Genomic DNA, 13,983 nt, shown 5'->3' with positions numbered 1-13,983 from the left:
AAACAAACGTATGAAATATATTCATCAAATAAAGTCAGTCATATTTCTGGCTGTTATGGGCTTGCTGACATTGACAGGTTGCGAGGGTGGCGACCTTTATAATGTTGATGCGCCCGATTGGATTTCCCAGAAAATAGATTCAATCAATAAGTCTAAGCAGAATACAGGAGAGGAAGTGCTTGTCGGAATGCAGGAAGATGTGTATTCTATTGGGGCAAAAGACTTCACCTCGGGCTTTTGGCAGCAGTTCTCAAAGTATTATGTTGTACCCGAAAATACGAAGTGGAACGCTGTGTTTAATTTGAACATAAATCCTAATGACAATACTTATTATAAGAACTTTGCTTTGATTATAACGAATGATGTAGACCGAGGTGGGGAAGGATATTCGGAGTATGGCGCCATCCGTTTTGATGCCACGGGTGACTCTGCAAAGTTCAATTCACAATGGGGTGGGCTTTATTTCAAGTATACTAAAAGCAATCTGTTGCTTTCGCCAGTTGATAATAAGGATGAGAAAGTGCAGCAATTGGGTGGAAAGATTACGCTGACAGTAGACCGTTCGCGTCCGGATACATTCTTGGTGAAGATGACTAATGGCGCTGTTACCAAGACCTTCACGCAACCTTACAAGTTAGCTAATCGCAATGCTGATGCCTCTAATCATAACATACGGTGCTTCTTGTGTCCTGAAGGCTCTTACATCGACTTCTTACAAACGAATATCGTTCCTGTCGGTGGCTTGACTTCTGCAAAGGACAAGGCTCCGCTTTCGATGAAGTTACAGAATGTTCCCGATGAAATAGGACAAGGAGTAACACTCGAAGAAGCCATGGCCAACGTTTCGGCAGAGGTGACTTATGAGGAAGGAGTAACCAAAATTGTGCCTGCATCTGAACTCTATTTCTCCGCAATTCCAGACATCAACGAGGTTGGAGAGAAGCAGCTTGTCGTCATTTATAATAAGACTTTCAAGGGCGAAAATGCTGCAAAGCCGATCGTTGCCAATGCCAAATTCAATGTTGTAGCAAAGATTAATGCTATCAAAGTGACGAAACAACCGACGCGTACACATTATTATTTCTATAATGCTGAGGGTATTCATGGCATTACTGACCGCACTTTGGCGTTCGATAAGACAGGATTGGAGGTAACAGCCACCTATGGTAATGGCAAAGTTGCTGTGATAGATAATTCCAAGCTCTCGTTCTCTGCGATACCGGCAAAGGCTGGAAATCATACCGTAACCATTAAGACTGAAAACGGGAAGACTGCTACTGTAACGGTGAATGTTTCAGCTTCTAAGGTTACTTCTGCCACTGTTACGCCTTCTCTCTTGGGTGCTACGGATAATTCAAGCGCATGGTGGTCGTTGCATACCGACAATATCAATGTTCCGGTGGGTGAAACTCGCATGGTGAAATTCACGAACTATAGCAGCAAGGCAAATAACTGGAACAACTTTGTCATTGTGCTTCGGGCAAGTGATAATTCAGAATATGGTGTATTCCGTTCTGATAACTATGGTTGGGGAAATGGTTATGCGGCATGTTCTCATGAGGGAACTCAAGGCGATTGGGCTACATGGCTTGCTGCCATGAATGGTGCCAAGGTCACAGTTTATGTCACCAATGTCAATAATGGAACTGCAGACGTACAGGCGGTGATGAAAGGAACTGATGGGAAAACCTATACACAATATTATATCGGTGTGAATACTGTGAACCCAGCTGACTTGAATTTCGGCTTCACGATTGACAGTTGCCACTTAGTGTTTAATTAAATCAAATCGTTTTATTCCTAAAACAAGTCTATGAAAACAAATAAGATGCTATTGATTTCATTCCTTACAGCCCTCTCTTTTGCGGGATGTTCGGAAGATGACAATATAGAGTATGTCAATCCGGGAAGTAAGGTGAAGACCGATGTTGTCATTACTGATGGTCAAAATCTCAATGATGATTACACGAATATTGCCGATTGGAGCAATCGTTTCAAGTGGAACCTTGCCAATGTTCACGACCCCAGTGTGGTATTAGCTGACGATGGTTATTACTATATGTACCAGACAGATGCCAGTTATGGCAATGCTCATGTGGGCGAAGGCCAGGCTCGTGGACATTTCTACTGCCGCAGATCAAAAGACCTTGTCAATTGGGAATTCATGGGGCCGACGATGCATGGTGTGCCTACATGGATGAAGGCAAAGTTGAATGAGATACGAAAAGCCATGGGACTTGGCACCTCTACGACTGATTTCCGAAATCAAAATCAGTTTGGTTACTGGGCACCTTGTGTGCGTCGCATCAGCAAAGACCTTTATCGGATGTACTATGTCGTGACGCTTCCCGGTACAATCAATGGTGCTGGAACATGGAGCGAACGTTGTTTCATCGGTTTAATGGAAACCAAAAATCCGGCAGATATCGACTCATGGGTAGACAAAGGATATGTTGTTACGAACTATTCCGATCTTGAACTCAATTATAAAGTCAGTGCAACGGATTACGCTCATTGTTATTTCAAGTATAATGCTATCGACCCGTCTCTGATTATCAATGAGAAAGGAGAACACTGGTTGATTTACGGTTCATGGCACAGTGGCTTTGCTGCCATGCAACTTGACCCTTCAACAGGCAAGCCCTTGCACGCTTTAGGCAATCCATGGGGCAAGGAAAATGAGGCTTCTTACGGTAAGTTTATCTATACTCGTCAACATGGAAACCGTTGGCAGGCAAGCGAAGCGCCTGAAGTTGTCTATCATGACGGCTATTACTATCTCTTCATTGCCTATGACGAACTCTCGGTTGCTTATAATACCCGCGTGGTACGTTCCAAGAATATTGACGGTCCTTACTATGACATTACGGGCAAGGATGTTACTAATCATGGCGGAGATGCTTATCCTATCCTGACTCATCCCTATAAATTCGGCAATCATCATGGTTGGGTTGGCATCAGCCACTGTGCTGTTTTCAATGACGGAAAGGGCAACTGGTATTATGCTTCACAACAACGTTTCCCCGAAAACTATAAGGGTAATGCCAACAGTAATGCCTTGATGTTAGGTGGTGTGCGTTCTATCATTTGGACATCTGACGGTTGGCCGCTTGTTCTTCCAGAGCGTTATGCAGGCATAACACAAAAGGCAATCACCGAAACTGAATTGCTTGGCGACTGGCAGCATATCAATTTAGCTTATCACTATAAGAAACAGGATGCGTCAGTAGCCATGACATTGGGCAACGACCATAAGGTAAAGTCTGGTTGGAAGGCCGGTAAAGCATGGACGTTTGATGCTTCCAAGAATGTGTTGACCATTGATAATGAACGGTTCTACCTGAGACGTGAACTTGATTGGGAGGCAAATCCCCGTAAGGAGACCATTGTTTATGTAGGTCTCAGCAAGGATGGTAAGACCACATATTGGGGAAAGAAAGTCTGATTTGGAATGAAGTTTCAACTCCGATACGGTCTTCATAGCATAGCCACAGGGTTCAGGACGTTGTCATGGACTTGTGGCTTGCTGTGTGCGGTGGCTGCTTATGGGCAGGAATCAATGAGGAGTTTCGCTGTAGATACACCCTCCGTTCACGATCCCGTCATGGCTTTTGAAAACGGAACCTACCACCTTTACTCCACAGGAAATGGCCTCAGCCACTACATATCCCATGATATGAAACATTGGACAGGCTGTCGTCAAGGCGTCATTACAGACATTCCACAATGGACTCACGACTCTGTTCCCGGGTTTACACAGCATGTCTGGGCGCCCGACATCATTCAGTTCAACGGTCGTTGGTATCTTTCTTATGCCTGTTCTTCCTTTGGCAAGAACACGTCGGCTATCGGATTGCTCTCCAAGTCGTCGCTCAACAGCGATGAGCCGTGGCATGATGAGGGTTGTATTCTTGCTTCCCGAGGCGGCAGAGACAATTGGAATGCCATCGATCCCAATGTTATCGTTGCCCAAGATGGTACACCTTGGCTCACATTCGGTTCCTTTTGGGACGGAATTCAACTTGTGCGTCTTGACAGTTCATTGCATGTTGCTCCAGGAGAACGACCCTTTACGATAGCCCGCCGCTATGCACCGACCCATCCAAACGTGGCAGATAATCCCACTTCAGATGAGGCCGGACCGAATGCAATAGAAGCCCCTTTCATCTATTTTCATCGAGGTTGGTATTATCTTTTTGTGAGTTGGGACTATTGCTGCCAAGGCATGAAAAGCACATATCGCATTGCTGTGGGGCGGAGTCGGCAGATTATGGGGCCTTATCTCGACAGTCACGGGCGCGATATGCTGAAAGGTGGCGGTGATATTCTGTTTGAAGGAGACAAAAAAGAATTTGAAGCTGTAGGCCATTGTGCTGTCTATACAGTGAAAGGCAAGCCCATGTTGATTTGTCATGGATATAGCATTGCTAAAGGAGGCACACCTGTTCTTGTGAAAAGAAACCTCAAGTTTAATGCTCATGGCCTTTCTCTCGCAAAATAAGAGCTTGGTCTGTATCTCCCTTTTCAGTCTGCGGTATGCACATGTTTGCATTTGCCGCTGTACTCACTGAAATCAATGCGGATGATATTCACACGGTGGAAAGATTTCTGGGAATATTTGGCACCAAGTGCTTTGAAGTCGGGTGAAAGTTTATCCACTAATTTCAAAAGGGCTGCCATGCGTTCTTCGGGGGTGAGATGAATATGAGCTACTCCCTTCAGTACCACGCTTTCATATTCCGTAGTGAACTTACCGGGCAGGAGATTTACGTTGCCAATGATGCAGAAACTCACGTTGGGGTTCTTCTCCAAGGCCTCTAATTTGCGACCTTCAGGTGCACAATGCATATAAATGGAACTCTCACCGTCCCACACAAAGTTTAGAGGAACGCCATAAGCTGTTCCATCTTGGTCGACCATACTTAGTACACCATATTCTGAAGTGCTGAGCAATTCAATGGCACGTGCCTCGTCCATCAGTCTGTCTTGACGGCGGACAGTTTCATTAACATATTTCATTTGATGATCTTAAAAGGCGTCTTGTCTGCCCATTCGCAGATAAGACGCCGTTGTTTTCAGCGGTCTGACCCTCTGTTTCTGATTTATTTCTCTTTCTTTTTGACTGCTTTTCTGAACGTTTCATTGTCAACAACAATGGAATGTTCATGGGTATCCATGAATGCGCTGACGGAGATTGGACGGTCAATACCCTTGCGGCTGAGTCGGCAGGAAGCCTGACTTTCGTTCTTTTCCATTACTCCCCATGATTCATAGTTATATTTGGTGTTCTTGCATTCCACCGTTCCGTCGGCTTTCAAGGTGATTGACTTTCCACCGTCATAGCTTTTGTATTCGCCGGCATTCGCCTGCATGAAAGCTGTGTCTACCGGTTCTTCCTGCATTTCAGCAGTAGGCATTTCTGCCTTTACTTTCTTTTGTTGATTGCAGGCGGTGAGTCCAAACGAAAGGGCGATTGCTGCGAGGATAATACTCTTCTTCATATGTTATCTTTTTAATGTTTATTTGACAAAAGTAGAAAATCCCCTTGATGTTTCCAAGCATTTAAGCCTTTTTTGCATCTCCTTTGATAATGCCATGGGCGATAAGGGCATTGCGTATGCCGTCATCATCAACAGAAGTGGTTACGTCATCAGCCACGCTTTTCACGCTTTCCCGAGCGTTTCCCATAGCTACGCCAATGCCGGCTTGTCGGATAATACTGATGTCGTTGCCTCCGTCACCAAAGGCCATGGTCTCGCTGATAGCCAATCCTTCATGGGCAGCTATGGCCAAAAGACCTTGTCCCTTGTCGGCTTTCACGTGTGTGATATCAGTGAAATCATCACACCACCGCCCTGAAGTACAGTGCTTTACCTGCGGCATAAGTTCAGCTTCCTGCGCTTCAGAGATGAAAGGAGTAAGCTGAAGTATGGGGTTCGCGAGTAACTCTTCTGCGGGCTTGTCGTAGTCAATGGTGTTGACTCCAAGCCCCTTTCGAAACACTTTGTCTACGATATCCTTGTAGTTGTAGATAGCAATGTCGTCAATTCCTACGACAACCACCGGCCGTTCCCAACGTAAGGCAGCATCAAGAATCTGTCGGACTTCGGGCATAGGGATATCATGACAGCAGACAACCTCACGTTCTCCGTCGCGGTTGATGAAGCAAAAGGCACCGTTGGCCGTGATATATCCGTCGATGAGATGGCTGATAGCACTGATGTTTGTGATAATCGAGACAGGGCGTCCTGTAGATATATAGATGCTGATGCCCTTGGCTTTTGCCTCCGTGAGCGCATCAATGGTCGATTGGGGTATCGTGTGTGTGCGAAACGAAACCAATGTTCCGTCAATATCAAAGAATAGAGCTTTTATCATCATCAGTGCTTGAATGTTCACTGCAAAGATAGTGAAAGTTTCCTAAACCCTTTATGATTGCCCTGTGAAATTATTCCTTAGGCGCATCAGTTTCCTTTCTCCAATCTCCCCGTTCGACTCTTTTTTCGCAAAATCTCATGGCTCGGCACCACTGACAGTGCCTCTTTATGCCATGTAAATCCTAACGTGTTGAAAATCAACAGTATAGTACTTGTGTTCTCATTTGGGTCATTTCATCGTGCAATCTCAGTCACTTTGCCTTGTAATCTCAGTCAGATTACCGTGTAATATGAGGCATATTGCAAACCATTCTCATAGCACTTTCATGGCCTTCTCAAAAAGACTGTTTATCATGAGGCTTGAAAGCATGAGAAAAGGAAACGTTTAATAGGGTTTTCCTGCATACAGAAATAATCGTTTTTCGTAGCTGATACGGATTTAATACCGGATATATTGGCAGACGAAGAGTTGCTGGAGAGTGGTTAACGGCGGTAGTCTCCGGTTGTCAATTCCTGCTGGAGATAGGAGTACACGTAGCCTGCACTCTGATAGAAAAAGCCTGTTTGTTCGTCTTGAAGCCTGTTGAACGTGTCAGAGTTGTACAGTATGTCCACGGCTTTTTGTTGTGAAAAGTGCCAGTTTTGCATCAACAGACAGATGAGTTTGGTGCTTATATCTTCTTTCATTATCTCTATTTGTCCTTCAGTCAGTGTCATGATAGAGTATCATTGTCTGTAGTTTTGCAGTCTTCCACCATTGCGCAGGCAGATAATGGATATATCGTGAATGGCGTCTTCGAATGATTGCGTGTGCAAAACATCATAGAATGAATAGAGATAATCCAATCCTTTAAAGCGTTTCAGATAGTTGAAAGCCTGCTTTTGTCCAAGATTAAACTTCCTGGCAAACTCGCTAATGAAGGCTATGACGTATCTAATCTGATTTAATTCTTCTCTTGACATGGTTGCTTCTTTGTGTACTATTGGCAAATATAATGCTTTATTTTTTATGTAGCAAGCATTTGTATATTAAACTTTTGAAACCCGAATTTAGAAGTTGCTGATTACTACAAGCTACTGTTTTAATTATTGAAGATTCTCCCATTTCAATATAATTAAATTAACATTAAATGTCTTTTTCCTGATAAGAATGCTTGCTATATTCATTTTTTTTATATAATTTTGTGCTGTTGATAATCTAAAATAAAAACATAATATGAAAAGAGTCTATGGATCAAGATACTACATTTTTTATGCACTATATCGTGTTCTCAAAGTTTTTAATAGGCTCTCTCACGAACTATAAAGAAGCAAAATCTTCTGTCATAAGCGACTATTTACATTTCAATTCTAAATTAAAATAGTATGAAAAAATATTATTCCTTAGTATTGCTTTCGGTAATGATAGCTTTATTGTCAAGTGCATGTTCGTCTGATGACGAAGAAAAACAAGTTTTTACTGTGGCATCAAAGACTGTAGTTCTGCCCTATGGAGAGGGACAACCAACAAGATTGTACTATGTAAAAACACCTTCAGGCAGCACTTGGAGTCCCACTTTCATTGAAAATCTGGACTATGAACCAGGTTATGAGTATGTTATTGAGGTGAAGGAAACTGGTTTCCGCACAGACTATATGGGCTATATCTGCCTGCGTGTGCTGTCGAAAACCAAGAAAGAATCAGAAGGATTGCCCAATATAATGCCGAAGAAAACCAACTGAGGAAACCATGATGTTAAGAAGGGAGATTGCAAAAGAGGAAGCTATTTCCCTATCTTTGCACTTTGGTTGATATGAAAAGAGACTGGCTGATGACGGTTAGCGTATGGCCTTTCTTTATAAGCAAGAGGCAGGGTTGGCGTAGATGCGCCGACCCTGCCTTGTCTGTAGGAAATCCTATAAGGGGCATATTACAGCCCAACTTGCTTGCTAATATACATAAATCTTATATCCTTTCATTGCTCCTGGAGTTCCTTTTTCGGTGCGAGAGAGGATTTGTAGGCCCGTGAGCGTTCGCACTTCGCCGAGATCTATGACGAGCAAATGGGGGAAAGAGCTGCCTTCTTGTGTCTTCCAATACGTTGTTTCCTGTTGATCAAAAGCCTTGTCTCCCGTGTGATTACCGTCTTCTTCCTCACTGTCTGCATATTTTACAGACCACGAATCGCGTGAGATGCGGTAGTCTTCAGCATTGAGGGCGTAGAGTTCGGCTATGGCGACATAGTCTTTGTTGCCATGAACGTTCTGACATTCTATGGCGATGTAGCGGCCTTTGGCAGGGCGATCGAATTGTACGGTTTGGCAGAGGTCAGTAGCAACGAGTTCTCCTTGTGCCACAGGTTGGGCCGAGTTGAGGTCTGGGCGGTCACCTTGATTATTGTGTTTGTTGGTCTTTTCCAACTGCAGTTTATTCAGTTCAGGTTGGTCTTGTCCCCAAACAACGGGCGCTTTTGGGCCGACAATATCCATGACGATGATTTCATTGCGTCCTTTCTTCAGCCAGCAACCTGGGAGGTAGAGTGTCTGTTGAGGCCCGATACGCCAGAAACGACCGAGCGCATGCCCATTGACATAGACCTGACCTTTGCCCCATTGTTCAAGATTTAGGAACGTGTCGCCCACCTTTTTCAGGTTGAAGTAACCGCGATAATAGCCGATAGACGGCGAAGAAAAGTTGATAGGACTGAAGCAACGATAGGTTTCATTCAGTTTATCGAAGGCATGTTGTGCCGTTTTATGGCTATCGGAAATCGGTGCAATCACCCAATTCTTGAGATTATAGGTTAGTTCGTGCCCATTCATTTCTGCGTGGATAGTCACACTTTCAGTGATACCCTTAAAGTCTTTCACGGCCCGTCCGAAGTTGATGCGCCCCATAGCTTCGATAAGAATGTTTAGGGTTGCCCCTTGTTTCACAGGTGGAAGCATGATGCTTTTCTCATTCTTGGTGCGGTCTATGGTACCGATGAGTTTGTTATCAATAAAGATTTGTGCATAATCGTGTGCATCGTTGAGCGACAGCCGACTTGACTTTTCAATTTGAGGAAGTTTGGTTGTGTAGAACATAGCGCCCCAACCAAGATCCATTTCCTCAAAACTCTTGATGTCATGGCTTGTTGTTGGCAGACCAATTCCTAAGGTGAGAGGAGAGAATTCGGTAAGCGTCATCTTCGGAATCGTGATGATTGGCGCTGCCGGTTTAGGCACCTTGGGAAGCGGTTTGCCTCCGTTGTACTTCTGCATTGTCTTGCGTAGTTCCCAAAACTTAGGCGTAGCATGGCCATATTCGTTGATAGGGGCATCGTAATCGTAGGACGTAACGTCGGGTGCAAAGCCCGGACTGTTGGCTCCTGCCCAATGACCGAAGGAGGTTCCTCCGTGAGTCATGTAGAGCGAAAAGGAGATATTCTTGCTCAACATCTCGTCAATGCCTTCTACCATTGCCTTTGCCGGGCGCGTTTCATGACGTGCTCCCCACTTGTCAAACCAACCACTCCAGAATTCAGAACACATCAGTGGGGCTTCGGGGTGTAGCTCTTTGAGGCGCTTGAACTGTGCATCAATGTTCGAACCTGTGCCGAAATTCATCGTCCAGACCAAGTCGTTGAGTCCGTTGTTCTCGAAGTTGCTGGCCCAATCGCATTGAAACAGCGTTACTTTGTCGAAGCCCGAAGCCTTCACGATGTCGCGAATTTGGCTCACATATTTCTTATTTACGCCGTAGGAACCATATTCATTCTCTACTTGCACCATGATGATTGGTCCACCATTTTGTATGGTCAGCGGGGCCAACTGGCGCCCCACTTCTGCCTCGAAAGCCTTTACGCGCGCCATGAAATAGGGGTCGTCTTCGCGCAATCGAATATCTTTCTTTTTCAAAAGCCACCAGGGAAGTCCCCCCATTTCCCATTCAGCACACACGTAAGGACCAGGGCGCACGATGACATACATGCCGTTTTTCTGCGCCAATCGGCAGAAAGCAGCCACGTCATTGTTGCCCGTGAAGTCGAATTTTCCCTCTTGTTGTTCGTGGATGTTCCAGAAGACATAGAGGCAAACGGTGTTCATGCCGAGCGATCTGCACATTTTAATGCGCTGTTCCCAGTAGGGACGCGGGATGCGGGGATAGTGAAGCTCGGCTGCTTTGACCACAAAGGGCTGCCCATTAAGTAGGAATGTGTTCTTGCCGACCGTGAAATCGCCACCGCGGGCCTGTGCCGTGAGTGTGGCAAGGCTTAGAACCAATGTGGCAATGATAGTTTTGATGTGAAACTTTCTGTTCATGTCTATGGTGTGATGAATGTCGTTATGGATTGCGGTTCGAGGGTGATATGGCCATTGGTGGCACCTACAGGACGAAGATTTTCGCCTGTTACGTCTGATGTGCGATATTGTTTCCACGCAGGTTTTCTTTCGGGTAAGGGCAGGTTTATCGTGCGGGTGCCTTCTGAATAGTTGATAGCTACAACGACCCAACTGCCGTCTTGGTTCTTGTAGGCCGACAGCATAAGACCGTAAGGCTCGGTTTCACCGTCCTTAATAAGACTGCCTTGCGTATCGAAAACCTGCATGTCGTAGCGTCTGGCACCCGGTCTGATGAAGCGACTGTAGTTTCCCAAGGCCCAAAGAAGTTTTGCATCAATGGCCTTTCCGGTTCTCCAACCGTCGTTGCTCAATACCCGAATGAGTCCGTCGCGATAGTCGCCACCGAGTGCTCTCCACCAAGACCAGCTCTCGGCATTGCCATAAACGAGGTCGTGATGAATGACACGAGCCACATAGAGCGCTGTGCGCATGGAATAATCAAAGTAATGTCCGCCACCGATTTCTTTGTCGTTGTCCATAATGCAAAGCTCCGTCTGCCAGTAGCGTAGTCCATAATGACGCAGTGTGTCACGTAACTCTTCACGAATACGGCGCATCTCTTTGACAGGTGTATTGGTCCAATAGCTGTGTGCCATGATAACATTTGGAATGCCATAGCAATCTCCGAGATAGGTTCGTGTACTGTCTTTTGAGAAGAAAGTGCGGATTTGATAGCCACGTTGCCAATCTGTTTCGTGCGTTCTCAAAAGGCATAAGAGGTTACTGCTTTCGTTGACCATAATCTTTGTTTGCAGGCGTTGACGTTTGAATTCCTTGCTGATTGCTTTGGCTAAACGTGCTACTTCGGCATTCGTGGCAGGTGAGCCTTCTTGCTTAGGTCCTATCCAATTCCAGTGACCATCGGGTTCGTTGACAGGGCAAAGGTAGTCAAAATGGATGCTGTCATGCTGTTCAATACCTCGCATGACGTTAGCCGTGAAGCGAGCAACCTTGTCATATGCATCATCACGCAGATTGATAGTGCCCCCTCGCCCTGTGTTTGTGGCCCAACCGTTTTTCGTGAAATAAACAGGAACAGAGTTCATGAAAGCCAGGAAATGGGGTACACCACGCTCCTTGGCTAACTTGAGGAAGTTGCGTTGTCCCTGTTGTTTGGTCCAGTCATAAGTACCGTCAGGGCGTAGGAAACACTCCGTCCGTGTCGGTGGATTGATGTGTGAACTGTCGCCTTGTTCCTCACTTCCAGCGCCAAGATTGAAGCGCCAGACTGACAATCCAATGCCACGTGGCTGACCGTTGGCATCATTTTTAGTACTGAAAAGCCAGTCGGCAATCTGTTCCTGCTGCTGTTTGGGCCACAATCCTACGTATTTCATGCTCCATGCGTCAGATGCTCCGAAGTGCATAATGGTCTGTTCGGGCCTGTCGGTCATGATACGATAGGTGGAAGTTTGCGCTGAAACTGCTTCATAAATACATAGACTCAAAGTCCCTGCAAATATAAGTTTATGGATTTTCATTTGGAGATTTTTGTGCCGTTAATGATATATATGCCTTCGGGAAGTTTGTCAATATCGGCTGAAGAGTTTGCCGCCTTCTGACCACAGAGATTAAAAATGCCTTCCTGTTGAGCGGACTTGTCAGCTTGGATAGCTTTGACATTCATAGGAACTGACAGGTTGAATACTAATGTTACGACACTTCGGGGTTTGATAATATTGCGTGTTGTCAGATTGGTAAACGACAGGTCGGGCGTCAGGTTGTTGTCTTTGTCGGTGATGTATGCCTTGACAGAGCTGACATTCTGCACGAAGCTGTCGTTGTTCATCTTGATACCTTTGGCCACATTCTTCATGTTGACAAACACTGCAATCACTTCTTTGCCATTGGGAGAAAGGTAAGCACTGCCCATCAGGGAATTGATATCATCAGCTCCTGTGAGTGAGATACGACAGTAACCTGGGCGGATGAAACGGCTGTAGTTGCCTAAAACCCACAGGTTAGGGGTTGCAGTGACAGTGCCACCATTCTTGATGTCACCGTAGCTTTCATATCCGTTATCGCCCGTAGCGTTGAGACGAAGCAGTTCAAAGCGGTTTTTCTGTGAGTAGCGTGATTGTGCCATGGCGGTCCAATATGACCATGAAATCATGTTACCTTGTGTGAGTCCGATGTGTATCAGTTTACCCATAAAGAGGGCAATATCCATGTCTGAGGCAGCATCGTATGACGAAGGGAAGCCTGTTTCTGCAGAAGGTTCGCGATCAAGCATACTCCATTCGGTCTGCATGAGTTGTAAACCGTATTTTTGTGCGGCAGCTAAAGCCTTGGTTCGTGTAGTTATTAAAGCGTTGTTACTCCCAAAAGTCCAGTAGTCATGACCTGCAACAATCTTGGCAATATGGCTGAGATTGCCGATATAAGTATCGGTATTGGCAGGATTCCAAAAGGCTTCTATCTGATTGGAAGCACGTCCGCCATAGTCGTTGGCGTGTTGATAAGTGCGGTCCCAAGAACTTGCTTCCGGAGTCATAATTAGTGTGGAGAGGCTGTGGTTTGAAAGTGATTTGTCGAGTTCACGTACCAACTTGCTGATTTCTTTGTTCTGCCAGGGCGAACCTTCCTGCCCATCTGTCCAGTTGAAAGCCGGCTCATTGACGGGTGAAATGTAAGTAATGGGATAACCTTTTGTGGTGAAATGCTCGGCACAGGTGGCCAGGAACTCGGCGAATTTATCATAGGCATCATCCTTCAGATTGGCGTTGGAAGCATTGTTCTTGTTGTTGGCGAGTCCATTCTTTGTCATGTATACGGGAGCGGAATTGGAGAAGAGAACCAAATGCTCTACACCGTATTGCTTGGCCTGTTGCATGAAAAACTGTTGTCCTTGGGCCTTATTCCAATTGTAAGTACCATCGCTGTTGAGGTAACATTCAACACGTCTGCTCTCATCGGCAATATTACTTGCTGCACTTTGTTCGGCACTTCCTGCACCAAGATTTATGCGCCAGGCTGATAAGCCGATGCCTTTGGGCTTACCATCACTTTCAATATCTTTGCTGAAAAGCCATTCGGCAGCTTGTTTTTTCTGGATATCATTGAAATAATGTCCTACATATTCAGCAGTCCAACAATCGGATGCACCGAAGTCCGCAATAGTTTGATACTTTGTATTAGGGTTGATAGCAATGTTAAAAGTGGATTGAGCGTAGGATGATGTGATACAAGCCAGCGTTAAGGCATATAGATAGCATCTTCTCATATCTGTATTGTTTGGGTC

12 protein-coding genes are annotated in these 13,983 nt (G+C 45.4%); 4 read left to right on the top strand and 8 right to left on the bottom strand.

The features are described from left to right. Nucleotides 1-10: 10 nt before the first annotated feature. The 3 genes from HMPREF2983_RS02030 to HMPREF2983_RS02020 are packed head-to-tail and all read left to right on the top strand — an operon-like array spanning nt 11 to nt 4,501. The gene (locus HMPREF2983_RS02030; protein ID WP_070666264.1) at nt 11-1,783 is read left to right on the top strand and encodes a bacterial Ig-like domain-containing protein; all 1,773 of its coding nucleotides are present in this window, start codon (nt 11-13) and stop codon (nt 1,781-1,783) included. A 30-nt stretch (nt 1,784-1,813) separates the two neighbouring features. Next, nucleotides 1,814-3,445, top strand: coding sequence for an arabinan endo-1,5-alpha-L-arabinosidase (locus HMPREF2983_RS02025; RefSeq protein WP_070666225.1), 1,632 nt, complete (start codon nt 1,814-1,816; stop codon nt 3,443-3,445). A 6-nt stretch (nt 3,446-3,451) separates the two neighbouring features. Next, nucleotides 3,452-4,501 (top strand): family 43 glycosylhydrolase, encoded by a 1,050-nt coding sequence (locus HMPREF2983_RS02020; protein WP_070666222.1) that lies wholly within the window; start codon nt 3,452-3,454, stop codon nt 4,499-4,501. 23 nt (nt 4,502-4,524) lie between these two features. Here the strand turns inward: HMPREF2983_RS02020 and HMPREF2983_RS02015 are convergent, their stop codons facing one another. The 5 genes from HMPREF2983_RS02015 to HMPREF2983_RS01995 form a co-directional block, all read right to left on the bottom strand. Next, nucleotides 4,525-5,019, bottom strand: coding sequence for a pyridoxamine 5'-phosphate oxidase family protein (locus tag HMPREF2983_RS02015; RefSeq protein ID WP_070666219.1), 495 nt, complete (start codon nt 5,017-5,019; stop codon nt 4,525-4,527). An 83-nt stretch (nt 5,020-5,102) separates the two neighbouring features. After that, complete coding sequence (locus tag HMPREF2983_RS02010) at nt 5,103-5,501, bottom strand: hypothetical protein (RefSeq protein ID WP_070666213.1); 399 nt, start codon at nt 5,499-5,501, stop codon at nt 5,103-5,105. Nucleotides 5,502-5,562: 61 nt separating this feature from the next. Beyond that, entirely contained in the window at nt 5,563-6,381 is an 819-nt protein-coding gene (locus tag HMPREF2983_RS02005; RefSeq protein WP_070666210.1) for a Cof-type HAD-IIB family hydrolase, read from the bottom strand. 479 nt (nt 6,382-6,860) lie between these two features. Continuing rightward, nucleotides 6,861-7,094: a hypothetical protein gene (locus tag HMPREF2983_RS02000; RefSeq protein WP_070666207.1), complete on the bottom strand. Its 234-nt coding sequence runs from the start codon at nt 7,092-7,094 to the stop codon at nt 6,861-6,863. Nucleotides 7,095-7,103: 9 nt separating this feature from the next. Further along, entirely contained in the window at nt 7,104-7,340 is a 237-nt protein-coding gene (locus HMPREF2983_RS01995; RefSeq protein WP_025879617.1) for a DUF3791 domain-containing protein, read from the bottom strand. A gap of 402 nt (nt 7,341-7,742) precedes the next feature. Between HMPREF2983_RS01995 and HMPREF2983_RS01990 the strand changes: the two genes are divergently transcribed. Next, nucleotides 7,743-8,099 (top strand): DUF4377 domain-containing protein, encoded by a 357-nt coding sequence (locus tag HMPREF2983_RS01990; protein ID WP_004371324.1) that lies wholly within the window; start codon nt 7,743-7,745, stop codon nt 8,097-8,099. Nucleotides 8,100-8,306: 207 nt separating this feature from the next. Here HMPREF2983_RS01990 and HMPREF2983_RS01985 read toward each other — a convergent pair whose 3' ends face one another. The 3 genes from HMPREF2983_RS01985 to HMPREF2983_RS01975 are packed head-to-tail and all read right to left on the bottom strand — an operon-like array spanning nt 8,307 to nt 13,965. Then, nucleotides 8,307-10,661 (bottom strand): beta-galactosidase, encoded by a 2,355-nt coding sequence (locus HMPREF2983_RS01985; protein ID WP_070666199.1) that lies wholly within the window; start codon nt 10,659-10,661, stop codon nt 8,307-8,309. 2 nt (nt 10,662-10,663) lie between these two features. Then, nucleotides 10,664-12,223, bottom strand: a complete 1,560-nt coding sequence (locus tag HMPREF2983_RS01980) for a glycoside hydrolase (RefSeq protein ID WP_070666196.1) — start codon at nt 12,221-12,223, stop codon at nt 10,664-10,666. Next, on the bottom strand, nt 12,220-13,965 hold the full coding sequence (locus HMPREF2983_RS01975; protein WP_070666193.1) for a glycoside hydrolase: 1,746 nt from the start codon (nt 13,963-13,965) through the stop codon (nt 12,220-12,222). Before HMPREF2983_RS01975 ends, HMPREF2983_RS01980 begins: the two co-directional genes overlap by 4 nt. Nucleotides 13,966-13,983 lie beyond the last annotated feature (18 nt).

This window comes from Prevotella sp. HMSC077E09 (assembly GCF_001814685.1).
GTDB classification, from domain to species: domain Bacteria; phylum Bacteroidota; class Bacteroidia; order Bacteroidales; family Bacteroidaceae; genus Prevotella; species Prevotella oris.
This window is presented reverse-complemented; position numbering and strand designations above follow the sequence as displayed.

Excerpts from the sequence above, each read along its gene's own strand:
- HMPREF2983_RS02030 (WP_070666264.1), top strand. The coding sequence starts at position 11 with ATGAAATATATTCATCAAATAAAGTCAGTCATATTTCTGGCTGTTATG.
- HMPREF2983_RS02025 (WP_070666225.1), top strand. The coding sequence starts at position 1,814 with ATGAAAACAAATAAGATGCTATTGATTTCATTCCTTACAGCCCTCTCT.
- HMPREF2983_RS02020 (WP_070666222.1), top strand. The coding sequence starts at position 3,452 with ATGAAGTTTCAACTCCGATACGGTCTTCATAGCATAGCCACAGGGTTC.
- HMPREF2983_RS02015 (WP_070666219.1), bottom strand. The coding sequence starts at position 5,019 with ATGAAATATGTTAATGAAACTGTCCGCCGTCAAGACAGACTGATGGAC.
- HMPREF2983_RS02010 (WP_070666213.1), bottom strand. The coding sequence starts at position 5,501 with ATGAAGAAGAGTATTATCCTCGCAGCAATCGCCCTTTCGTTTGGACTC.
- HMPREF2983_RS02005 (WP_070666210.1), bottom strand. The coding sequence starts at position 6,381 with ATGATGATAAAAGCTCTATTCTTTGATATTGACGGAACATTGGTTTCG.
- HMPREF2983_RS02000 (WP_070666207.1), bottom strand. The coding sequence starts at position 7,094 with ATGACACTGACTGAAGGACAAATAGAGATAATGAAAGAAGATATAAGC.
- HMPREF2983_RS01995 (WP_025879617.1), bottom strand. The coding sequence starts at position 7,340 with ATGTCAAGAGAAGAATTAAATCAGATTAGATACGTCATAGCCTTCATT.
- HMPREF2983_RS01990 (WP_004371324.1), top strand. The coding sequence starts at position 7,743 with ATGAAAAAATATTATTCCTTAGTATTGCTTTCGGTAATGATAGCTTTA.
- HMPREF2983_RS01985 (WP_070666199.1), bottom strand. The coding sequence starts at position 10,661 with ATGAACAGAAAGTTTCACATCAAAACTATCATTGCCACATTGGTTCTA.
- HMPREF2983_RS01980 (WP_070666196.1), bottom strand. The coding sequence starts at position 12,223 with ATGAAAATCCATAAACTTATATTTGCAGGGACTTTGAGTCTATGTATT.
- HMPREF2983_RS01975 (WP_070666193.1), bottom strand. The coding sequence starts at position 13,965 with ATGAGAAGATGCTATCTATATGCCTTAACGCTGGCTTGTATCACATCA.